Origin of the sequence: Xanthobacter oligotrophicus (genome assembly GCF_008364685.1) — a bacterium.
Lineage (GTDB): Bacteria > Pseudomonadota > Alphaproteobacteria > Rhizobiales > Xanthobacteraceae > Xanthobacter > Xanthobacter oligotrophicus.
The window spans coordinates 221,114-244,134 of sequence record NZ_VTTL01000011.1; the positions used below are offsets into that span (position 1 = coordinate 221,114).

General features: G+C 66.7%; 16 protein-coding genes and 1 pseudogene. 8 read left to right on the forward strand and 9 right to left on the reverse strand.

Translation table 11 applies throughout. The annotated features are described in order from the left end of the window. Positions 1 to 35: 35 nt before the first annotated feature. Entirely contained in the window at positions 36 to 1,451 is a 1,416-nt protein-coding gene (locus tag FZ033_RS19095) for an FAD-dependent oxidoreductase (RefSeq protein ID WP_149577653.1), read from the forward strand. Continuing rightward, positions 1,448 to 2,746, forward strand: coding sequence for an MFS transporter (locus tag FZ033_RS19100; protein WP_149577654.1), 1,299 nt, complete (start codon positions 1,448 to 1,450; stop codon positions 2,744 to 2,746). The genes FZ033_RS19095 and FZ033_RS19100 overlap by 4 nt, the downstream gene beginning before the upstream one ends. Positions 2,747 to 3,052: 306 nt before the next feature. Here the strand turns inward: FZ033_RS19100 and FZ033_RS19105 are convergent, their stop codons facing one another. The 9 genes from FZ033_RS19105 to FZ033_RS19145 all read right to left on the reverse strand — a co-directional run bounded on the left by FZ033_RS19105 (position 3,053) and on the right by FZ033_RS19145 (position 16,015). Further along, the gene (locus tag FZ033_RS19105; protein ID WP_149577655.1) at positions 3,053 to 4,264 is read right to left on the reverse strand and encodes a ZIP family metal transporter; all 1,212 of its coding nucleotides are present in this window, start codon (positions 4,262 to 4,264) and stop codon (positions 3,053 to 3,055) included. Then, positions 4,261 to 5,391, reverse strand: a complete 1,131-nt coding sequence (locus FZ033_RS19110) for a multicopper oxidase domain-containing protein (protein ID WP_149577656.1) — start codon at positions 5,389 to 5,391, stop codon at positions 4,261 to 4,263. Before FZ033_RS19110 ends, FZ033_RS19105 begins: the two co-directional genes overlap by 4 nt. A 582-nt stretch (positions 5,392 to 5,973) precedes the next feature. Then, a complete protein-coding gene (locus tag FZ033_RS19115; protein ID WP_149577657.1) occupies positions 5,974 to 9,150 on the reverse strand; it encodes an efflux RND transporter permease subunit in 3,177 nt (1,058 codons plus the stop codon). Beyond that, positions 9,147 to 10,568 carry an efflux RND transporter periplasmic adaptor subunit gene (locus tag FZ033_RS19120; protein WP_149577658.1) on the reverse strand — a complete coding sequence of 474 codons (1,422 nt, stop codon included), beginning with the start codon at positions 10,566 to 10,568 and terminating at the stop codon, positions 9,147 to 9,149. Before FZ033_RS19120 ends, FZ033_RS19115 begins: the two co-directional genes overlap by 4 nt. Beyond that, positions 10,565 to 10,972, reverse strand: coding sequence for a FixH family protein (locus tag FZ033_RS19125; RefSeq protein ID WP_149577659.1), 408 nt, complete (start codon positions 10,970 to 10,972; stop codon positions 10,565 to 10,567). The genes FZ033_RS19120 and FZ033_RS19125 overlap by 4 nt, the downstream gene beginning before the upstream one ends. A gap of 131 nt (positions 10,973 to 11,103) precedes the next feature. Continuing rightward, a complete protein-coding gene (locus FZ033_RS19130; RefSeq protein WP_232847562.1) occupies positions 11,104 to 11,580 on the reverse strand; it encodes a hypothetical protein in 477 nt (158 codons plus the stop codon). 181 nt (positions 11,581 to 11,761) lie between these two features. After that, positions 11,762 to 12,829, reverse strand: coding sequence for a helix-turn-helix domain-containing protein (locus FZ033_RS19135; RefSeq protein ID WP_149577660.1), 1,068 nt, complete (start codon positions 12,827 to 12,829; stop codon positions 11,762 to 11,764). A 3-nt stretch (positions 12,830 to 12,832) separates the two neighbouring features. Continuing rightward, positions 12,833 to 13,474 carry a hypothetical protein gene (locus tag FZ033_RS19140; RefSeq protein ID WP_149577661.1) on the reverse strand — a complete coding sequence of 214 codons (642 nt, stop codon included), beginning with the start codon at positions 13,472 to 13,474 and terminating at the stop codon, positions 12,833 to 12,835. Positions 13,475 to 13,765: 291 nt separating this feature from the next. Next, on the reverse strand, positions 13,766 to 16,015 hold the full coding sequence (locus FZ033_RS19145) for a heavy metal translocating P-type ATPase (protein WP_149577662.1): 2,250 nt from the start codon (positions 16,013 to 16,015) through the stop codon (positions 13,766 to 13,768). A gap of 67 nt (positions 16,016 to 16,082) precedes the next feature. On the opposite strand from FZ033_RS19145, the pseudogene FZ033_RS19150 reads away from it, so the two are divergent. The 6 genes and pseudogenes from FZ033_RS19150 to FZ033_RS19175 form a co-directional block, all read left to right on the forward strand. Then, positions 16,083 to 16,517 (forward strand): annotated as a pseudogene (locus FZ033_RS19150) (MerR family transcriptional regulator); the annotation flags it as partial. 158 nt (positions 16,518 to 16,675) lie between these two features. After that, entirely contained in the window at positions 16,676 to 17,107 is a 432-nt protein-coding gene (locus FZ033_RS19155; protein WP_149577664.1) for a hypothetical protein, read from the forward strand. Positions 17,108 to 17,172: 65 nt separating this feature from the next. Further along, positions 17,173 to 18,444, forward strand: coding sequence for a TolC family protein (locus tag FZ033_RS19160; protein WP_149577665.1), 1,272 nt, complete (start codon positions 17,173 to 17,175; stop codon positions 18,442 to 18,444). Further along, complete coding sequence (gene ihpB, locus FZ033_RS19165) at positions 18,441 to 19,430, forward strand: divalent metal ion exporter adaptor subunit IhpB (RefSeq protein ID WP_149577666.1); 990 nt, start codon at positions 18,441 to 18,443, stop codon at positions 19,428 to 19,430. Before FZ033_RS19160 ends, ihpB begins: the two co-directional genes overlap by 4 nt. Beyond that, on the forward strand, positions 19,420 to 19,809 hold the full coding sequence (locus FZ033_RS19170) for a P-II family nitrogen regulator (RefSeq protein WP_149577667.1): 390 nt from the start codon (positions 19,420 to 19,422) through the stop codon (positions 19,807 to 19,809). The genes ihpB and FZ033_RS19170 overlap by 11 nt, the downstream gene beginning before the upstream one ends. Then, the gene (locus tag FZ033_RS19175; RefSeq protein WP_149577668.1) at positions 19,806 to 23,015 is read left to right on the forward strand and encodes an efflux RND transporter permease subunit; all 3,210 of its coding nucleotides are present in this window, start codon (positions 19,806 to 19,808) and stop codon (positions 23,013 to 23,015) included. Before FZ033_RS19170 ends, FZ033_RS19175 begins: the two co-directional genes overlap by 4 nt. Positions 23,016 to 23,021 lie beyond the last annotated feature (6 nt).

Consider the following 23,021-nt stretch of genomic DNA (forward strand, 5'->3'; position numbering starts at 1 on the left):
GCTCGTCAATGGATCGACCATCGGAGTCTCCCGTCATGACCGGATCGCTACCCGTCGCTATCATCGGAGCCGGCCCCGTGGGGCTTGCCGCCGCGGCGCATCTGCTGGCCCGCGGCCTCGCGCCTCTCGTCTTCGAGCGCGGCGCCGGCGTCGGCACCTCGCTCAAGGCCTGGGGCCACGTGCGGGTGTTCTCGCCCTGGGGCTACAACATCGACGCGGCCGCCCGCACGCTGCTGGAGGAAACCGGCTGGAGCGCGCCGAACCCCAAGGCCCTGCCGCTCGGCGGGGAGATCGTGCGGCACTATCTCGAGCCGCTGGCGGCTCATCCCGCCCTTGCGCCCCACCTGCGGTTCGGGGCACAGGTGAGCGCCATCGCCCGCCACGGCCTCGACAAGATGTCATCCGAGGGGCGCGCGGACACGCCGTTCGCGATCTGCTGGCGCGACGCGAACGGCGCTGAGCACCGTTCGCTCGCCCGTGCCGTCATCGACGCCTCCGGCACCTGGAGCCAGCCCAACCCCATGGGCGCGGACGGCCTGCCGGTGCCCGGCGAGGAAGAGGCAGCCGCGCATGTCGCCTATGGCATTCCCGACGTGTCCGGCGCTGAGCGCGAGACCTATTCCGGCCGGCGCGTGCTGGTGGTGGGCTCCGGCCATTCGGCCATCAATGTGGTGCTCGATCTTCTCCGCCTGCAGGAGGCGGCGCCAACGACCCGCGTCACCTGGGCGCTTCGGCGCAACCGCATGGAGAAGCTGCTGGGCGGCGGCCTCAACGACGCGCTGCCCGCCCGCGGTGCCCTCGGCCTTGCGGCGACGCAGGCCATCGCCGCCGGCCGGCTCGATGTCCTCGCGCCGTTCGCGGCGGAGCGGATTGTCGGCGGCGCGGCGGGGCTGGACGTGTCCGGCCGTCTCGGCACGGAGCCCTGGACCAGGACCGTGGACCGGATCGTGGTGGCCACCGGCTTTCGCCCCGACCTTGCCGTGCTGCGCGAGGTGCGCGTCGCCCTCGATCCCGCCGTCGAGGCACCGCCGGCCCTCGCGCCGCTGATCGACCCGAACCTGCATTCGTGCGGCACCGTCCCGCCCCATGGCGCGGCGGAGCTGGCCCACCCCGAGCCGGGCTTCTACATCGTCGGCTCCAAGTCCTACGGCCGCGCCCCCACCTTCCTGATGGCCACGGGCTATGAGCAGGTCCGCTCCATCGCGGCGGAGATCGCCGGCGATCACGACGCGGCGCGCAGTGTCCATCTGGTGCTGCCGGAGACCGGCGTCTGCAGCGCCGCACCGGTGACGGCAGGGGCATCCGGCTGTTGTGGTGGGCCTGCGCCTCGGGACGCCGATGCCTGCTGCGCGGACGATGCCCAGGCCAAGGCGGAAGGCAAGGACGGCTGCGGCTGCGATACCGCCGCGCCGCAGGCCGAGGCGCCACCCCGCCGCGGGACGGCCGCGTGACCAGCGGCCTGAGCGGCGAACTCGCGCAACCGGCGCCAGCGCGCCCGCTTTCCGGCCGCAGCCTGTTCATCACCGGCCTCGGCATTGGCCAGATCTGCTCCTGGGGATCGCTCTACTACAGCTTTCCCCTGATAGCGGAGGCCATGGAGCGCGACCTCGGCTGGTCGAAGCCGGATCTGTTCGGCGCCGCGACGCTCGGCCTCGCCCTCGGGGGCATGGCCGCCTTCCCCGTGGGCGCCGCCGTCGACAAAGGCCACGGCAGGTGGGTGATGGCGGCGGGAGCCGGCCTCGCCGGCCTCTGCCTCCTTGCCTGGTCGCAGGTGCAGCAGCTCTGGCTGTTCTATAGCCTGATGGCCGCCATCGGCGTCCTCCAGGCGGCAACCCTTTATGAGCCGGCGTTCGCGGTGGTGGCGCGCAGGACCGGAGCGGCCGGCGCCCGGGCCGGCATTACCGCGCTCACCCTATGGGGCGGATTTGCCTCCACGGTCTTCATTCCGCTGATCCAGATCCTGCTGGATCTGGCGGGCTGGCGTGGCGCACTGGTGGCGCTCGGCGCCGTGAACCTCGTGGTGTGCGCGCCGCTCTATGCCGCGGTGATCCGGCCCGCGGCCGACCACGCGGCATCGCCGGTCCACGCTCTTGCACTGTCGGGAGCGGGCACCCTGCGGCAGGTCATGGGGCGCGTTGCCCGCCGGCCCACCTTCTGGGCCCTGGCGGTGGCGTTCACCGCCTATGCCGCCACCTTCTCCGCCTTCACCTTCCACCTCTATCCCCTGCTGCTGGAGCGCGGCTTCACGGCGGGCAGCGTGGTGCTGGCCATGGCCATCATCGGCCCAACCCAGGTGGCGGGTCGGATCGCCGTCTCGGTGTTCGCGCCGCGCGCTCCGGTGCGACTCATCGGCAGCTGTGCCGTGCTAGCCTTTCCGGTCGCCATACTCGCCTTGGCGTGGCTGCCACCCAGCTTTGCCCTGGTGGCGGCCATCGTGGCGCTCTACGGCAGCGCCAACGGCATCATGACCATCGTGCGTGGGCTCGCCGTGCCGGAGATGCTGACCCGGCAGGCCTATGGCGCCGTGAACGGCGCGCTGGCGGCGCCCTCGATGCTCGCCCGCGCTTTGGCACCCGCCGGTGCCGCGCTCCTCTGGGCGCAATCCCAGTCTTACGGCGCGGTCCTCTCTGCCATGGCTGCGGGAGGCGTCCTGCTGGCGGGCGCCTTCTGGGCCGCAGCAGCCTTTTCGCGGAACGAGGACATGGAGCGCCACGAGAGGGCTCCTTCTATGCCGGACCGCCGCTAAGCCCCCGCCGCAACACACCCTTCCTGAAAAGAATTAAAGCGGAACAACGCATCCAACACCATCCGGCTTATCAGCGCTCGGCGGCTCACTGCATACGCGCTAAAGCTGCAGGAAACTGATGTGCTCCTCATTTCCCCTGCCAGTTACAAGTTTAGGTCTGGCGGGGTTTGGGTCCTCGTGGGACTGGTTGGCGAACGTCGACGATGGGAGGCCACCGAGGCTCATGTGAAGTCTGACGATATTGTAGTCGATTGCCCGAGCCTCGATGATCCGCCTCACCTCTACAAGTGAGGATGTTTGAAGCGTTCAGATCTTTACGAGCATCGCGGTCACGTACATCAGGCCCGCGCCGGTGGCGAGCCCCGTCATTGCGGCTGGCGTGAAGAACGAAACATGAGTCTCGCCGCTTCTGCGCACTAGTAGCGATCCGACTTCCGCAATCACCTGAAGGATAGCCCCGGCACCGACCGCCAGCGCTAGCGCCGACCACTGCGGCGCGTAGGCAAGGCTGCCGATCCACAGACCTGCGACGGCTGGTCCGCCCGCAAGCAGCGTCAACCCGGCGAAGGTCCAAAGTGGTGGGCGTACTTTCAGTATCGGCGCGGCAATGCCGATGCCTTCCGTGATGTTGTGCAACGTAAAGCCGAGCACCAGAAAAATACCGAGATCCGCCGCTCCGGAGGCGAAAGAAGCGCCGATGGCAAGGCCTTCGCCGAGATTGTGCAATCCTATCCCCAGCGCAATGAAGGTCGATAGGGCCAGCCCGGTCGGTGTGCCACGGCTGCGGCCGACAGCCATCAGCAAGAGGAAACTCCCCATAGTGGTGAGGATGACCATCACCGGTCCCTGGAACAAGGCGGCGGCCTCGCCGGCAAGTTCGAGCGCTTCAGCAACTGCATCAATCACGAGGAAAGCGAGAAGCCCCACCGTCAATGCGAGTAGGAAGTCCATGCCGTTGCGGCCAACGCCACGGAGAACTGGGTAGAACATGAGGCCGATAGCGACGGGAAGGATGCCGACAAAGACGCCAAGGGCAGCCTGGGATACGAAGCTCATCGAATCCACGGTCGGTGTCGCAACCGCGACGGGGATCTCACGCTTGAACGTGGCGCCGGTGTTGGTGAGGATTTTCACGCCGTGCGCCTCGCCGACCACCCAAGGGAACGGCAACTGAACCCAGGCGGTCGCGCCGCGGGCGATCGGACCCGGCGGTGTCTGCGTAAACTGCCAATAGGCGTCATCGACCTGGACCTGGGCGATCGTCATGGGTTGCGAGCCGCCGGCACGGACCAGTAGGCGAACTCCATCGGAACCTAGGATCGTCCGCTCGAAGGTCAGCTTCTCGACCGGCGGTGCGCCGTTGCGAAAGCTCGATAACGGATCGGTCCCAATCAACCACGCCATCGCGAGACCAAGCACGGTAAACGGGATAGCGATCCAGAACAACGAGGCTCGACCCGGACGCCCGACTGGAAGTGTTGTCGCAGCATTGGAAGGGGGCCGCCCAGCTTGGTTCATGATACGGTCTCCACGACATCGAACATGCCCACCCAACCGAGTTCGGTGAACTCCGACTGATGCGGGTGGAACATGTAGAGACCGGGCTCGTGCTCCGTGAAATGGAACTCAAGGATGCCGCGCTCGGCTTGGCATTGGGTGATGAGGTCGACGGTCTTCAGGGTCGGGGTCAAGGTCGTGCCTTGATTGAAGTATTCAAAGAAATTAGCATGCAAATGAAAAGAATTTATCGGATCGAACTCGATCACATTGATAAGGTAGACGCGAACCGGTTTGTCTCTAAGGATCTTGATGGGTTTTTTTGCATAGGCATGGGCTACCGTATTGACAGCATAGACCTCGTTCTTGCCGTCGAAATTGGTATCGAATGCATTCATAACCATTACGAGTTCTTGCCACTCGGCATTCTCCGCCGTGCCGAGCAGGCGTGAGCGGGCAACTGCCTCATATTCGGGATGGCGAGTGGGATCCGGGTCGATGACGAAGGCTCCGTACATGCCCTTGTGAATATGCCGCTTCAGCGGCAGAGCGTGACAGTGATAGAGGTGACATCCGAAAGGCAGTGCATCAAACTCGTAGACAAACTCCTCGCCCGGAGCGACTAGCCCTGCGCCTGGAACGCCATCCATCCGCGCCGCATGGATGCCATGAAAATGCATCGAATGAGGATGCGAGCCGTAGTTTTTGAAGACGATCCTCAGCCGCTCACCTTCGGTCGCGCGCAGTGACGGGCCGGGCACCCGGCCATTATAGGTCCAGGCCAGAAACATGATGCCGGGGGCGATCTCGATCTCCTTGTCCTCGGCGGTGATCTCGAAGGTTCTTAGCGTCCGCCCATCCGGAAGCTGGGACACAGTGCCTCTATCCCAGTCGGTCAGAAGCTTGGTCGGATCGAAGCCATTACGAGCTTCGTCGACCTCGCCCACCGTGATCATCGCACCATGGGGTCCGCTGTGGGCTGAGGCCAGCTTTGCTTCAGCGCCGACAGTTCCTGCATGCGAAGCGTGTCCTGACTGCGCTAGAGCACCAGTCATACCTATCGCTGCGCCGCTGGCAGCCGCTAGCCCGCCTCCCAGCACCACGCGCCGGCTCAGCCGTTTACGTAACCAAGCTGGCACTTTGATCATATGCATCGCTTTCTGCAAATGCGAATTAGTCGCATATAAATAGCATAAGCTACAATTGGTGGCCATTGCCAATTGACGTCGAGAAGGGCTTCCTCCTCTCCGCAACATGGGCGCCAACTTCCGCCATATCGCAGAAGATCAGGCAATCGGGGCATGCCGAGTCTAGCCTTGAGGGGCGCGAGGTTGGCTGCCTCGATCAGGTCCGGAAATCCGACTGCCCTCACATAGGCAAGCCAACCGCTACGATGGCCACAGTTCGGATCGCGGGTCACGGTCATCTTGTGCGATGTCTCGGCCGCCCAGAGGCGCGATAGCACGAGCATAGAAGTCGCCTATGTGGCGCCGATCACCAACTCACGGTGTGCTGCGAAAAGCTCGGCTGTCACGGCGCTTCTCCTTTCGCTGGCTGTTTCCTCGCGTCCGGCTTCCGATCGAAGCTGCGCATGACGCTCCTCACCGAAAGAAGACGTATTTCGTGAGGGCGGCGATCACCAGCACCAAGACGAGGATGCCGATCAGGCCGGCAAGGCCCATGCCCCATCCCATGGATCCGATCATGTCGTGCATCATTGGAACCTCCTCTCATTTGGCGGCAGCCTTGAGGCCGGCTGGCCCCTGTTCGATTGCCCTCTCGTCGGCGGTGACGGTCCGCGGCAACCGCCAGCCTTTGATCAGTCCATAGACAGCGGGGATCACGACCAGCGTCAGCACCGTCGACGAGACCATGCCGCCGATCATCGGCACCGCGATGCGCTGCATCACCTCCGAACCGGTGCCGGTGCTCCACAGGATTGGGACGAGGCCGGCCGTGATGGCGATGACCGTCATCATCTTCGGCCGCACCCGCTCGACGGCACCGAGCATGATCGCCTGGTGGAGGTCGATCCGAGTGAAAGGCCGCCCTTCCGCCTCCCGCTCGGCCTTCAGTTCCGCCATCGCCTGCTCGAGATAGATCAGCATGATGACGCCGGTCTCGGCGGCGACGCCGGCGAGCGCGATGAAGCCGACCGCCACGGCAACCGACATGTTGAAGCCAAGCCACCACATCAGCCAGATGCCGCCCACCAGTGCGAAGGGCAGCGACAGCATGACGATGAGCGTTTCCGTCAGGGCCCGGAAGTTGAGGTAGAGGAGCAGGAAAATGACCAGCAACGTCACCGGCACGACGATCTTCAGCCGCGCTTCGGCGCGCTGCAGATATTCGAACTGGCCGCTCCACGAGACGTAGGTGCCTTGCGGCAGCTTCACCTCGTTCGCCACCGCCGCTTGAGCCTCCGCGACATAGCCGCCAAGGTCGCGGCCGGCGATGTCGACGAAGACATAGACCGCGAGCTGGCCGTTCTCGGTACGGATCGAGGTCGCGCCGCGCGTGAGCTCGACCTTGGCGACTTCGCCGAGCGGCACCGTGCCGCCGCCCGGCAGCGGCACCTGCACGTCGCGGGCGATTGATTGCGGATCGCTCCGGAAGTCGCGCGGATAGCGGATGGTGACGCCATAGCGCTCGCGCCCCTCCACCGTGGTCGTCACCGTCTCGGCCCCGAGCGCGGTCGCGATCACGCTCTGGACGTCGCCGACGGCCAGGCCGTAGCGGCCGAGCGTTTCCCGGTCCGGCACGATGTCGAGATAGTAGCCGCCGATCACGCGCTCGGCATAGGCGCTGGACGTGCCCGGCACGGACCGCAGCACCCGCTCGATCTCGCGGGCGCTCTGCTCCATCTGGGCGAGATCGGTGCCGAACACCTTGACCCCGACCGGAGTGCGGATGCCGGTCGCCAGCATGTCGATGCGGGCGCGGATCGGCATGGTCCAGGCGTTCGACACGCCGGGGAATTGCAGCGCCTGGTCCATCTCGGCCTTCAGGCTGTCGATGGTGACGCCCGGCCGCCATTCGCCCTTCGGCTTCAGATTGATGATGGTCTCGAACATCTCAGTCGGCGCCGGATCGGTCGCGGTCAGTGCTCGCCCGGCCTTGCCATAGACCGAAGCCACCTCCGGGAAGCTCTTGATGATGCGGTCCTGCACCTGCAGCAGCTCGGCGGCCTTGGTGATGGAGATGCCCGGCAAGGTGGTCGGCATGTACATCAACGTGCCCTCGTCGAGGCTCGGCATGAACTCCGAACCGAGCTGGCGTGCCGGCCAGAGCGTCACCCCGAGCACGACAAGCGCGACGAGGATGGTGAGCGTCTTGGCCTTCAGGACGCCGCGGATGACCGGGCGGTAGACCCAGATCAGGAACCGGTTGATCGGGTTCCGGTGCTCCGGAATGATCCGGCCGCGCACGAAGACCACCATGAGCGCGGGCACCAGCGTCACCGATAGAAGGGCCGCGGCCGCCATGGCGAAGGTCTTGGTGAAGGCGAGCGGGCCGAACATCCGGCCTTCCTGCGATTCCAGCGTGAAGATCGGCAGGAAGGAGACGGTGATGACCAGCAGGCTGAAGAACAGCGCCGGACCGACCTGGCTCGCCGCCTCGATCAGGATCTCGACCCGCGGCTTGTCCGGTGGCGCGCGCTCCAGATGCTTGTGGGCGTTCTCGATCATCACGATGGCGGCGTCGATCATGGCGCCCACCGCGATGGCGATGCCCCCCAGGCTCATGATGTTGGAGCCGAGCCCGATCGCCTTCATCGCCGCGAACGCCATCAGGATGCCGACCGGCAGCATCAATATGGCGACCAGCGCGCTGCGCAGATGCAGCAGGAACACCACGCAGACCAGCGCGACGATGATGCTTTCCTCGATCAGCGTGCCCTTCAGCGTCTCGATCGCCCGGCCGATCAGCTCGGATCGGTCATAGACCGGCACGATTTCGGCGCCCTTGGGGAGGCTGGAGGCGATCTCGGCAAGCCGCGCCTTGACGTTCTCGATCACGGTCAGCGCATTGGCACCGAAGCGCTGCAGCACGATGCCGCTGGTGACTTCGCCCTCGCCATTGAGCTCGGTGATGCCGCGTCGCTCATCCGGCCCGATCTCTACGCGGGCCACATCCTTTATCCGCAGCGGCACGCCACGATCGGTCTTCAGCACCACATTCTCGATGTCGGCAATGCCTCGGAGATAACCGCGGCCGCGCACCATGAACTCGAACTCGGAGAGCTCGACGGTGCGGCCGCCGACATCGTTGTTGCTCGCCTTGACGGCGTCGCGCACCCGGTCGAGCGGGATGCCCAGCGCCCGCAACCGGTTCGGATCGACCACGATCGCATACTGCTTGACGAAGCCGCCGACGCTGGCGACCTCGGCGACGCCCTCCGCCTTGGAGGCACCGAAGCGGACCACCCAGTCCTGCAGCGAGCGCAGCTCGGCGAGCGTCATCTCCTTGGCGACGACGGCGTATTGGTAGACCCAGCCGACGCCGGTCGCATCCGGCCCCAGCGTCGGCGTCACCCCCGCCGGCAGGCGCTGCGCGGCGGCATTGAGATATTCCAGCACGCGCGAGCGCGCCCAATAGGGATCGGTGCCGTCCTCGAAGATCACATAGACGAAGGAGACGCCGAAGAAGGAGAAGCCGCGCACCACCTTCGATTTCGGCACCGTCAGCATCGCCGTGGTGAGCGGATAGGTGACCTGGTCCTCGACCACCTGCGGCGCCTGGCCGGGATAGTCGGTGTAGACGATCACCTGCACGTCCGAGAGGTCGGGAATGGCGTCGAGCGGCAGCGTCTTCAGCGCATAAAGCCCGGCGGCGACGGCGAACACCGTACCGACAAAGACCAGCACGAGGTTGCGGGCGGACCAGCCGATGAGGCGGGCGATCATGGCTGCACCTGCGGCGGTGTCAGGCCGCGCAATGCCGCCTTCAGATTGCTTTCGGCGTCGATCAGGAAGTTCGCCGCGACGACGACACGGTCGCCTTCCGCAATGCCCTCGCGGATCTCGGTGAAGCCTTCGCCGCACAGGCCGATCTTCACCTCGCGCGGTTCGAACCGGCCCTCTCCACGATCAATGATCACGACCTGCCGCGTGCCGGTGTCGATCACCGCGCTATCGGGGACAGCAACCACCGGCGCGGCATCGCCTGTGCCGATCTCCACTTCGGCATACATATTGGGAAGCAGAACACCGCCGGGATTGGCGATCTCAATCCGCACTCGCGTGGCCCGCGTTGCTTCACCGACCTGCGGATAGATCAGCGACACACGTCCTTCGAAGGTGCGTCCCGGCAGGCTTCGAGCCCGGATCGTCACCGGCGCGCCGAGCCGGACGGCCCCAAGATCGAACTCCGGCACATCTGCCAGTACCCAGATGGTCGAAATGTCCGCGAGGCGGAACAGCACATCACCCGGCGCTGCCTTCATGCCGTCGACGACATTGCGTTCGAGCACGACGCCATCGCGCGGCGCACGCCACGTCATCGACAGCGGCACCTTGCGCGTCCGCTCGATCTCGGCGATCGCCTCGGGTGGCAGGCCAAGATTCTCCAGGCGCTGGCGGGCGCCTCCGAGAGCACTGTCGCGGCCGCCAATGTTGAGATCGGTGAGGAGCTGGGCGCCGGCGGTGGCAATGTCCGGCGCATAGAGCCGGAGCAGCATCTGGCCCTTCGTCACCCGGTCGCCCGTGGTGACGTTCGCCACCTCGTTGATGAAAGCGTCGCTCCGGGTGGCGACCACGGAGATGCGCCGCTCGTCGAGCTGGACGGTTCCCGGCACCCGCACCAGCCTGCCGACGACACGCTGCGCTGCCAGCTCGGATCGCACGCCGGTCCGCTGGAGTTTTCCAAGCGACACCCGCACGACCGAGCCGCCATCATCCTCGCCTTCATAGACGGGGATGTAGTCCATCCCCATCGAATCCTTCTTCGGCACCGGCGAGGTGTCCGGCAGACCCATCGGATTGCGGTAGTAGAGGATGCGTCGCGGGCCTGCCTGCCCGGTCGCCTCGGCCGTCGCCGGCGGCCTGTCCTCGAAGCTGACATCCTCGCCGGCGCGGACGGCACGGAAAGCCCGGCCATCCCCGGTCCGGCGTGGCGTTGCCGAATAGGCGGGCTCGCGGTCGGGATCCTGATAATAGATCACCGCTCCGGTGCCGGTCGGCTCAGCCGCCGCAAGGGTCGCCTCGACACCAAGCCATTCGCGCAGGCCGGCCACCGGAAGACCCCGGATGCCAGCCCAGTAGCCTCCGGCCCCCGCCGCCACAACGGCGGCGAGGGCGAGGCCCGTAAGGGCGACCCGTTTCACGGTACGGCCTTCAGGACCAGCTTGTTCTCGATCGTGCCGGTCTCACCCTGGATCTTGGCACCGAGCGAAAGCCGCCAGCCGCCAGCCATCATCAGATTGGTCTTGAAGCGATAGACACCCGGCTCGGTCGACGGCAGAGCCTCGATCGGCGCTGCCATCGTCTCCATGCCGTCAGGCGCCATGTCGATCCGGGTCGCGAAGATGACGGCGTCGGGGACCGCCTTGCCGGATCGCTTGTCGACGAGTCGGACTGCGACGATGGCGCCGTTGCCCTGCTTGATGTCCGTCTGAACGAGCCGGAACTCGTAGTCCGTGATGTCGGCACGCGCCGATGAGAGAGCCGCGACGGAAAGCGCGGCCACGAGCGCCGCCGCAGCGGCGCGCTTCATAGAAGAGGTCGTCATAGTTTGAAAATCCTAGATTCATCGGAGCGCCGTGCGCATGGCCCGGCGTTGCGCGGCCTACGGCCACGCGCTCTCGGCCGCCCGAGCCTCGCGGGGGCGGCACGAACCGGCGCGCAAACGCCGGCGATGTTCTAGGTTCGCGGAGGTCGGGCTGGGGGCTCTATCGCGAGCGCGTCGCCCATGACGTCACTGCCCGGGCGGAGGGCATCGCCCTCGGCCCGCAGAACGAAGGCCAGGCGTGAAAGCATTGGTGCCACCGAGAAGCACTTGGCCATGCACAATGCCATCAATGGGCAGGTCTTCTGGCAGTCGGGAATCGCCGGCGTCTCATGCGGACAACACGGCATGTCGTCCGCCATTTCGGGCATGGACATATCAACGGCGGCCGCCATGGCGGCCCCGTTCACCGGTGCGGTGAACGATCCGGCAACAAGCCCTACGATCGCAAGGATCGGGAGCAGCCTGTGGAGCCAAGTGGCGACCTTCATGCAGCGCAACATGTCATAGGCGAGGCGTTCTGGGAATGCGAGCAGCGGTACGAAGCTGTCACAGGTTCGTGGCAAATGGACGTCGCTGCCCTTCTCAGGATGAGTGAGTGCGTCGCGCACGCACGCACCCGGCGAAGGAAAGGCATCGGAACTGCCGTCGCCGGATCACATCTCGGGGATGGTCACGCGGCGCCAAGCAGGATCACCTCCAGCGGTAGCCTCAAGCGCAAAGAGACCACGCCATACGAAGAGAGCTCGGGGCGTGGCCGCTCGATGGAATCCGCGACACTTCCGGGCTCAATCACGGAACTAGCCGGAGAGATGAACCACCGACGGATGGCGGATTCACATCGCCGGTAAGCCCGAACAGCAGATTGTCGAGTTCTGCCTCGGGGATATCCAGGCGGGCCGCAACGTGCCGGCGTGTCACGCCTTCCCGCCAAAGCTCCGTGAGGACACGGTGCCATATTGCAGATCGCTCCGACGGGAGACCGTCAGGTTCGTTTGTGCCGAACCGCTTGTTTATCTGGATGCAGAAGGTCCGGTAGTTCCAATCGGAGATCCGGCCGATCCGGTGAAGCCGGTGCGCGAGTGCCGCTACGGACACGCCCCACCGCTTCTTTGCGAGCACCAATTGATCGAGACTTCGGACGAATGGGATCGTCGCCACGACGTCGTCGTGAGGCATCAGGAACGACGATGCAAACCCATGTGCCTCGAGCTCGGCAGCGCGCCCTTGATTGGGACCGCCGTGCTTGTGCAGGACGAGGTGAGCCAGCTCATGAGCGGCGTCGAACCGGCTGCGCTCTGTGGTCTTGAAGGTGTTGAGGAAGACATACGGCTCGCCATCATGCCAACAGGAAAAGGCATCCACATTCTTCGTGTTCTCGGCCAGCGAGAAGACGCGAACGCCCTTCGTCTCAAGCAGCTTGATCATATGCGAGATCGGCCGCTCGCCGATCGCCCAATGCTGGCGCAGCGCACGTGCGGCTCCAGCGGGATCGCGTTCATGGCTGAGGTCGAGCAGGTCTGGCTGAGGCAGAACGAACCTTTCCCGCACCCAGGCTGACATCTCGAAGGCCAGTGAGCCGGCGGCGAGCGCCGCATCGCGCTCTCGCGCCGACATCGCCGTGAGGCTCCGGAAGCTGGCGGCATCAGCGCTGATCGGAGCCGCGTCGTCCCGGAAGAAGAACTCCCGCGGGAATCCCAGCGCGCGCACCAAGCCGTCGACCGTGTCTTCATCCGGAATCTGCTGCCCGTTGACGACACGCGACAAGGTGACCGGCGATATGCCAGCCCGCTCGGCGAGAGCCTTGGCGGTCAACCGTTGCCGCTTTCGCGCGAGCTCCATTCTGCCAATGTTGAACATGGCCTAGCGACGCAAAACAGCAGGCTCGAACTCGATGCCATCCGGACGATCGCTATCAACGATGACATCCGCCGGCCATTCACCACCACCGAGGATGAAGATGCGCTCGATAAAGCCCTCGAAATTGCCGCCGGAAATGCCCGAAGGCAGCGACAGCTCGGCACGGACATCACCACCTTGAACCGACACGCAGAAGAACCATACGCCGGTCTGGAGCTCCGCGAGGCTCTGATCCTGCGCCGCTGACATCTCCTCCTCCGGGAACAGTCCCGCCTGTCCCACCGCAATGATGCGGTCAGCACCGGAACCTTTTCCGGACACTGCCTGCGGCTTGTGCAGCGTGTCGGCCGCGAGATCGACGCTCTGGTACACGACCTTCAGCGGCCGGTCGGGATGTTTGACCGATTCGACGTTGTTCTCGCGGTAGCGGACCCATTCGTGGGCCAGGAAGACCTGCCGCACATAGCGGGTGCCATAGATATACGCTAGCAGCCCTTCGGCCGAGGCGGGATCGTCCAACGTCGCGTCCGAGCGAGCAGCGACCACGCCGCGCACGACCTCAAGCAGTTCCTGACGCGTGACGCCGAACTCGGCGAGGCGAGCGTCAACTTCAGGATGATCGGCAAGCACGCGAACCGCAGCCATCGAATCGCTCCCACGATAATTTTCTTACCCTCATTTGTGGAGGAAAAAATTATCGCGAGCAACTGTCTTGGTTGGGTGGTCGGGGGCGGCGAAGGATCGAAGAAGAGTTCTAGTGTGAAGGTATACTCCGCCATCGCCGGCCACCGAGCGCAATAGCGGGCCTGATCTTCGCGGGCAGCCTCATATTCGTAACCGCCGTGCTCAAAAAGATCTGAAGCAAGAGACTCGCGCGCGTTGAGCTATCAAGGTCTGGAATGAAGAGCCGGGCTTCGCTGCGAATTGCCCGCCCTGTCACCCACGCCCCCAGGAGAGGAGCCGCAGCGCGTTCAGGGTCACCAGCACGGTGGCGCCGGTGTCGGCCAAAATCGCGGGCCACAGCCCGGTGATGCCGGCAATGGTGGTGACGAGGAATACCGCCTTCAGCCCCAGCGAGATGGCGATGTTCTGGTGAATGTTGCCCATGGTGCGCCGGGACAGGGCGATCATGGAGGCAACGTCCTTCACCCGGCCATGGAGGGCGGCGGCATCCGCCGTTTCCAGCGCCACGTCGGTGCCGCCGCCCATGGCGATGCCGATGTCGGCGGCGGCCAGCGCCGGGGCGTCGTTGATGCCGTCGCCCACCTTGGCCACCACCGCGCCTTCTTGCTGCAGCTCGCCGACGATGCGCAGCTTGTCCTGCGGCAGCAGCTCGGCACGCACCTCGATGCCCAGCTGCCGGCCGATAGCCTCCGCCGTGCGCCGGTTGTCGCCGGTGAGCATCAGCGTGCGGATGCCCTCCCGCTTCAGCGCGGCAAGGCCCTCGGGGGCGTCGGGGCGGGGCTCGTCGCGCATGGCGATGGCCCCGGCGATGGCGCCGTCGGCCACCAGCAGGGACACGGTCTTGCCGGCGTCGTTCAATGCCGCGATCCGGTCGGCCTGCTCTTGCGACAGGGCCGCGCGCGCGGCGGCGGCCTGGGGCGAGCCGAGGAACACCTCGCGTCCTTCCACCTGCGCCGACACGCCCTTGCCGCCCAGCGCCTGCGCGGCTTCCGCCACGGGAATGGCGATGGCGTCCGCTGCCGCGCGATCAAGGATGGCCTTGGCGAGGGGGTGGCTCGAACCGGTCTCCAGCGCTGCCGCGAGGCGCAGCACCTCGGCGTCCGGCAGGGCGAAGGCGATCACGTCCGTCACTTGCGGCTTTCCTGCGGTGAGGGTGCCGGTCTTGTCGAAGCAGACGGTGGTGACCTTGCCCGCCGTCTCCAGCACGGCGCCGCCCTTCAGCAGCAGCCCGCGCCGCGCCCCGGCGGAGAGGCCGGCTGCGATGGCGGCCGGGGTCGAGATCACCAGCGCGCAGGGGCAGCCGATGAGGAGGATGGCAAGGCCCTTGTAGATCCAGGCATCCCACGCCCCGCCGAACAGCAGCGGCGGGATGACCGCCACCAGCGCCGCCACCACCACCACGCCGGGGGTGTAGTAGCGCGAGAAGCGATCGATGAGCCGCTCGGTGGGCGCGCGCTTTTCCTGCGCCTCCTCCACCAGCTTCACCACCCGGGCGATGGTGTTGTCCTCGGCGGTGGCGGTGACGCGCACGCGCAGCGCCGCCTCCCCGTTCACGGTGCCGGCGAAGACGGTGGCGTCGGGCCCCTTGCGCACCGGCACGCTCTCGCCGGTCACCGGGCTCTCGTCGATGCCGCTCTCGCCGGCGACGATGAGGCCGTCAGCGGAAATCCGGTCGCCGGGCCGCACCAGGATCACCTCGCCCACGACGAGGCTGGCGGCGGGCACCTCGACCGTGGCGCCGTCGCGCTCCACCAATGCGGTCTTTGGCACCAGCGCGGTGAGCGCGCGGATGCTGGCGCGCGCCCGGCCGGCGGCGACGCCTTCCAGCAATTCGCCCACCAGGAACAGGAACACCACCGCCGCCGCCTCCTCGGCCGCGCCGATGACCACGGCGCCCGCCGCTGCGATGGTCATCAGCATCTCGATGGTGAAGGGCATGCCGTTCGCGGCGGCCGCGATGGCGCGCCGGGCGATGGGCACGAGGCCCACCAGCATGGCGGCGAGGAACAGCCACGATTGCACCGCCGGGACGAAGGTCCCGATGCCGGAGGCCGCAACCAAAGCGAGGCCGCTCAGGAGGGTGAGGCGCGCCTTGCCGGTGGACCACCATCTGCCTTCGGCGGCGGGGACAGCACCATGGTCGTGGCCGCCGGTTTCGGCGTGGTCGTGCTTTGCGTGATCGTGGCCGGTGTGGTCGTGGCCCGCATGGTCGTGGTCGGAATGATCGTGCCCCGCGCAGCTCTCTCCATGGTCGTGTGCCTTGCGCTGCCCGCCGCCGGCCGCGAGCGGAGCGAGGGCGTAGCCCATGGGGGAAAGGCGCCCGGCGAGGGGCGCAAGGTCGGCGTCCGGGGCGTGGCGGATCACCAGCGTGCCGGCCGCCACCGAGACCTCGGCTTCCGCCACGCCGGCGATGCGCAGCGTGGTGCCCTCGATCTTCGCGGCGCAGGAGGCGCAGTCCATCCCGGTCACCCGGAACCGGCTTTGAACGAGAGGAGCGGTCATGATGCGGCCTTTCTTTGCGTCACGCTGCGGATCCTAGATGCTCTAGTCACTAGAGGAGCAAGCCCCAATGTCCGGCCCGTCGTCCGAAAATTTTCCCGACCTCCTGCCCATCGGCGCGGCGGCGCGCTTAAGCGGGGTGAAGGTGCCCACCATCCGCTTCTATGAGGAGATCGGCCTGATGCCGGCGCTGCCGCGCACCGAGGGCAACCGCCGCCTCTACAGCGCCACCCACCTGCAGCGGCTGGCCTTCATCCGCCATGCGTGCGAGCTGGGCTTTGACATCGAGGCTATCCGCACCCTGCTGACGCTGCAGGACCGGCCCGAGCAGTCGTGCGCGGCGGCGGACGAGATCGCCAGCGCGCGGCTGATCGAGGTGCGCAGCCGCATCGCCGCGCTAAGGGCGCTGGAGGCGGAGCTTCAACGCATGGTCGACGGCTGCGCCCACGGCCACGTGGCACAGTGCAGGGTGATCGAGACGCTTTCCGATCACGGACAATGTCAATTTCATAACGGCCAGGGCGAAAACCTTGGGATCGGCCGAAATTCAAGCGATCTCCCAAGCTTTTCGGGTACGCTGACGCAGCGCTTCCGAAAGACTTGACACATCGCGGCTCTTGGGGTCTCTCATGGTCCATGCTTCGCGTCTTGGCAAAAGTCCTCATGTCGATCACCGGTCCGGCGTTCCGCCGCGCCGTGTCGGTCGTCGTGGTGGCATGCCTTGTGGCCGGGCCGTTCGCAAGCGCACTGGCAGCGCATCACATCTTTGATGTGGACGGCGCTCTGGGAGAGTTGGCTGGGACCTCAGTTACGCTGACGGGCGTCGGTGTGTCGAGCACCGACCTGTCGCCCGTCGAGGCATCCGTTGCGGACCCCTCCCTCGCCGCTACGGATGCCAAGGTGTTCGGCGCCGCGCATGACCCGGCCCAGCCCCAGCCTGCCTCGGACCATGACTGCCATGGCTGCTCCATGGTGGTGCCATATACTCCGGCAGCAAGCGAGGCCCTGCGTCTGCCATCCACGTCGGAGGTAGCGCCCACGCGCCTGAGCGCCGGCCGCTCCGTTCCCGCAGACATCCGCCCCCCGCGCGCCTGATCCGACTTCTGCTCGCGCGCTGACGCCCCGCGTCGGCGATCCGCCATCAGACTTTGGATCAGATCATGTCGCCTCGTGCCCTCGCGCTTGCGCTTGGGGCAGCGCTCGCGCTGCTTCACGCGTCGCAGACGCGCGCCGAAACCGCCCGTCCGCTGACCCTCACAAGCGCCCTCGCCAGCGCCCTTGCCGCCAATCCGCGCCTCACGGCGGCGGAACGCGACATCGGCATCGCAGCCGGCCGCAATACCCAGGCCGGGGCCCTGCCCAACCCCAACCTCTCCCTAGAGGTGGACAATGCGGCGGGCTCGGGCTCCTACCAGGGGCTGGACCTTGCCGAGCAGACGATCCAGATCAGCCAACTGGTAGAGCTGGGCGGCAAGCGCGAGGCGCGGCTGGCGGCCGCCGGCGCCGGGGTCGGCGTGGCGCGCTGGGAGCGGGAGGCGATCCGCCTGCAGGTGCTGGCGGATACCGCCGCCGCCTTCGCCGCCGTGCTCGGGGCGCAGCAGCGCGCCCAGATTCTTGAGACGCAGGTGGCGGCGATCCAGCGGCTCGCTCCCTTGCTGCAGAACCGCGTCCAGGCCGGCGCTTCCTCCCCGGCCGAGATTTCCCGCGCCCGTGTCGCCGCCGATTTCGCCCGGGTGGAGCTGGACCGAGCCCGCGCTGCGCTCGGCACCGCGCGGCGGGAACTCGCGCTGCTCATGGGCCTTCAGGAGGCAAGGTTCGGGCGGGCGACCGGCAACCTGCTGAAGGTCAGCGCCCCCCCGCCACTGCCGGGGCTTGTCAAGCAGGCGCTGGGCAATCCGCAGCTCACCCGCTTCACCGCCCTGCGCGCCCAGCGGCAGGCGGACCTGCGCTCGGCACAGGCCAAGTCGGTGCCGGACGTGACCCTGGGGGTCGGCTACCGGCATTACAACGAGACCGCTGACAGCGGCATGCGCTTCTCATTGTCCATGCCGATCCCCCTGTTCGACCGCAATGACGGCGGCATCGCCGAGGCGAACGAACAGATGCTGCGGGCCGAAGCGGAGGAAGCCATCGCCCGCAATGCCCTCATCTCCCAGCTTGGCCGGGCCCATGACGGGATGAGGGCGGCCTTCGACGAAATAGCGCTATTGCGCGGCAGCACCATTCCAGGCGCGCGGACTGCCTTCGAGGGGGTAGAGACCGGCTATTCCGAAGGCCGCTACACGCTCCTGGAACTGCTTGACGCCCAGTCCACCCTCACCGACGCCGCCCTGCGCGAGCTCGATGCGCTGGTTTCGTTCCACACCGCACTCGCCACCCTCGAAGGGCTGACGGGTCGGCCGGTGAATCTCAACAAAGGAAAAGCCAAATGAGCCGCACGGCGCGACGCGACGTGGCGATGCTCCTCATCGGCCTGCTGGCCGGCGCGGGGGCGCTGTACGCATTCCAGGACCGCAACGCTCCCGTTTCGGGCAGCCTAGCCGCTGAGCGCGGACATGGTGCGGAGGGTGGGCATGGAGAAGAGGGAGGCGGACATGCCGAGGGCGGGGTGGAACTGGACGACACCAGGCTTGCTGCTGCCGGCATCGGCCTGGAGACGGCCAGCCCCGGGACGCTTCGCCAGAAGCTACGCCTAAATGGCTTGGTCCAGCCCAATCAGGAAAACGTGGTCCAGGTAACCCCGCGCTTTCCCGGCATCGTCCGGGAGATCCGCAAGCGGATCGGCGACAAGGTGGCCAAGGGCGACGTTCTCGCGGTCGTCGAAAGCAACCAGAGCCTCACCACCTACGACATGAAGGCGCCGATCTCCGGCACGGTGGTGGACCGGCAAGTCGGGCTTGGCGAATACGCCTCCGAACAGAAGCCGGCTTTCGTGGTGGCCGACCTTTCGACTCTATGGGTGGATCTCTCCGTCTATCGCCGCGATTTTCCACGGGTGCGTGCCGGCGATAAGGTCGCCATCGATCCGGAGGACGGTGGGCAGGTCATCGACGGCCGAGTGGCTTATGTCTCGCCCATCGGATCAGCCGACACCCAGACCGCGCTGGCGCGGGCGGTCATTCCCAACGACGGCATGCGGCTGCGGCCCGGCCTGTTCGCCGTGGGCACCATCACCCTGACTGAGAAGCCGGTGGATCTCGCGGTCCGAACCAGCGCGCTTCAGACCATCGACAACCGCACCGTCGTGTTCGTGCGCGACGGTGACGCGTTCGCCCCCCGCGATGTGGAGATCGGTGATCGCGATGCGGAATGGGCCGAGGTGCTGTTCGGGCTCATGCCCGGTGATGTCTACGCCGCGCGAAACAGCTTCGTGGTGAAGGCGGAACTCGCCAAAGGGAGCGCTAGCCATGAGCACTGAGGCGTCCCCCGGCGCGATGGACGACGGCCTGCGGCTCGTCACTGCCTTCATTCATCCTCATCTTGAAGGGCGCGTGGTGCGAGCCCTGCACGAGCTACCTGAATTCCCGGGATTTACCTTCACCGAAGCGCGCGGCCAAGGTCGCGGCCGCGGTGCCGGCGGCACCTATGTGGCGAGCGAATACGACCTCACCTACCAGCGCCATCTCCAGTTGCAGATCGTCTGCCGTGCCGGCGTCGTGGAGGCAGTGATCTCGACCCTCACGCGCGCTGGGTGGACCGGACACCGCGGTGACGGAGTGGTTTTCGTTACGCCGGTGGAGCGCTTCGCCCGCATCCGTGAGGCAGGCAAAGCTCAGGCTCAGGAGGGGGCGCGATGATCGACGCCATCCTCGCCTTCTCCATCCGCCAGCGTTGGCTGGTGGTCATGTTCTGCCTCGCCATCGGCGCCTTCGGGGCCTGGAACTTCACGCGCCTCCCCATCGACGCGGTGCCCGACATCACCAACGTGCAGGTGCAGATCAACACCTCGGCGCCCGGCTTCTCGCCGCTGGAGACCGAGCAGCGCATCACCTTTCCCATCGAGACCTCCATGGGCGGCCTGCCCGGCCTGCAATACACCCGCTCGCTGTCCCGCTATGGCCTCAGCCAGGTGACGGTCGTGTTCCGCGATGGCACCGACATCTACTTCGCCCGCCAGTTGGTGAACGAGCGCATCCAGCAGGCGAAGGACCAGCTTCCGCTGGGGGTGGAGACCGCCATGGGGCCGGTGTCCACGGGCCTTGGCGAGATCTACATGTACACGGTGGAGGCCAGGGACGGGGCGAAGAAGCCTGACGGCCAGCCCTTCAGCCCCACCGACCTACGCACCATCCAGGACTGGATCATCAAGCCGCAGTTGCGCACCGTGCCGGGGGTGGTGGAGGTGAACACCATCGGAGGTTTCGAGCGGCAGTTCCATGTGCTGCCCGATCCGGCGCGGTTGATGGCCAATCGCATTTCGTTCCGCGAGGTGATGACGGCGCTGGCCGCCAACAACGCCAACGTGGGCGCCGGCTATATCGAGCGCAACGGCGAGCAGTATCTGGTGCGCACGCCGGGCCAGGTGGCGGACGCCGCCGAGATCCGCGAGATCGTCATCGGCAGCCGGGGCGGCACGCCGCTGCGGATAGGCGATATTGCCGAGGTGCGCGAGGGGCGTGAGCTGCGCACCGGCGCGGCGACCCTGAACGGAGAAGAGGTGGTGCTGGGCACCACCATGCTCCTCATCGGCGAGAACAGTCGCACCGTGGCCCAGCGTGTCGCCGCGCGATTGGAGGAGATTTCCCGCTCGCTGCCGGAAGGCGTCATCGCCCGTGCCGTCTACGACCGCTCACACCTGGTGGAAGCCACCATCGCCACGGTGGAGAAGAACCTTCTGGAAGGCGCGCTGCTGGTGGTGGTGGTGCTGTTCGTGCTGCTCGGCAATTTCCGCGCGGCGCTGGTGACGGCCTTCGTCATTCCGCTCGCCATGCTCTTCACCATCACCGGCATGGTGGAGAACCGTGTCAGCGCCAACCTCATGAGCCTTGGTGCCATCGACTTCGGAATCATCATCGACGGGGCGGTCATCATCGTCGAGAACTGCCTACGCCTGCTGGCGGAAGAGCAGCATCGGCGCGGCCGGCTCCTGACCCGCGCCGAGCGGTTCGAGACCATCCTCGCCGGCTCCAAGGAGGTGATCCGGCCGAGCCTGTTCGGCACCATGATCATTGCCGTGGTCTACCTGCCGGTGCTCACCCTAACGGGGGTGGAGGGCAAGATGTTCACGCCCATGGCCATCACCGTCCTGATGGCGCTGGCCGGCGCGGCTCTGTTCTCCATGACCTTCATCCCGGCGGCCATCGCGCTGCTGGTAACGGGCAAGGTCTCCGAGCACGAGAACGTCATCATGCGCGGGGCGCGGCGCTTCTATACGCCGTTGCTCGATGCCGCCATCAACTACCGCGCCGTGGTGGCGGTGGCCGCGGCCGGCCTCGTGGTTGCGAGTGGCCTTGCCGCCTCCCGCATGGGCGGCGAGTTCATTCCGAGCCTCGACGAGGGCGATGCGGCGATCCAGGCGCTCAGGGTGCCGGGCACCAGCCTTACCCAGTCGCTGGAGATGCAGCAGGCGCTGGAGAAGAGCCTGCTGAAGGTGCCGGAAGTGAAGGAGGTGTTCGCCCGCACCGGTACGGCGGAAGTTGCCACCGACCCAATGCCGCCCTCCATCTCCGACGGTTACGTGATGCTGAAGCCACGCGCCGAATGGCCGGACCCCGGCAAGTCCAAGAGCGCGGTGATGACCGACATCGAGAAGGCGGCGGAGGGCGTGGCGGGGAGTAATTACGAACTCTCCCAGCCGATCCAGCTGCGCTTCAACGAGCTGATCTCCGGCATCCGCAGCGATGTGGGCGTCAAGATCTTCGGCGACGACCTCGACATGCTGCTGCAGGTGGCCGGGCAGGTGCAGAGCGTGCTCCAGGCGGTGCCGGGCGCCGCCGACGTGAAGACCGAGCAGGTCTCCGGCCTGCCCATGCTGACGGTCGCCCTCAATAGAGCGGCCATGGCCCGTTACGGGGTAAGCGTCGCCGACGTGCAGGAACTGGTGGAGATCGCGGTGGGCGGCCGCGAGGCCGGCGCCCTGTTCGAGGGCGATCGCCGCTTCGACATCGTGGTGCGCCTGCCGGAGGAATTGCGCACCGACATCGAGGCCCTGCGCGCGCTGCCGGTGCCGCTTCCCCCTGCGGCGAGCGATGAGGCCAAGCCAGTCCAGGCCGCTTGGGTCCCCGGATCTGGCGGGCAGATCCGCTACGTGCCGCTGTCCGCCATCGCCAACCTCACGGTCTCCCCTGGCCCGAACCAGATCAGCCGGGAGAACGGCAAAAGGCGCATCGTGGTGAGCGCCAACGTGCGCGACCGCGACCTCGGCTCCTTCGTCACCGACGCCCAGCGCCAGGTGGCAGATAAGGTGAAGCTGCCCGAAGGCTACTGGATCGGCTGGGGCGGCCAGTTCGAACAGCTGGTTTCGGCCACACAGCGCCTTGCCATCGTGGTGCCCATCGCGCTGTTGCTCATCTTCCTGCTGCTGTTCATGAGCTTCGGCTCGGTAGCGGATGCGCTGCTGGTGTTCTCCGGCGTGCCGCTGGCGCTCACGGGGGGCATCGCGGCGCTAATCTTGCGCGACCTGCCGCTCTCCATCAGCGCCGGCATCGGCTTCATCGCGCTCTCGGGCGTGGCGGTGCTGAACGGCCTCGTCATTATCGCCTTCATCCAGCGCCTGCGGGCGGAAGGGCGGGACGTGGTGACGGCGGTGCGCGACGGCGCCCTGACACGCCTGCGCCCGGTGCTGATGACGGCGCTGGTCGCTTCGCTCGGCTTCGTGCCAATGGCCATCGCCACCGGCCCGGGCGCGGAGGTGCAGCGGCCGCTCGCCACCGTGGTCATCGGCGGCATCATCTCCTCCACCATCCTCACCTTGCTCGTGCTGCCAGCGCTCTACGTGCTGTTCCGGCGCGAGACCAGGCCAGCGGCCTCCCCCGAGGCGCAGGCCGAAGCCCCATCCCCCTAGCCCCAA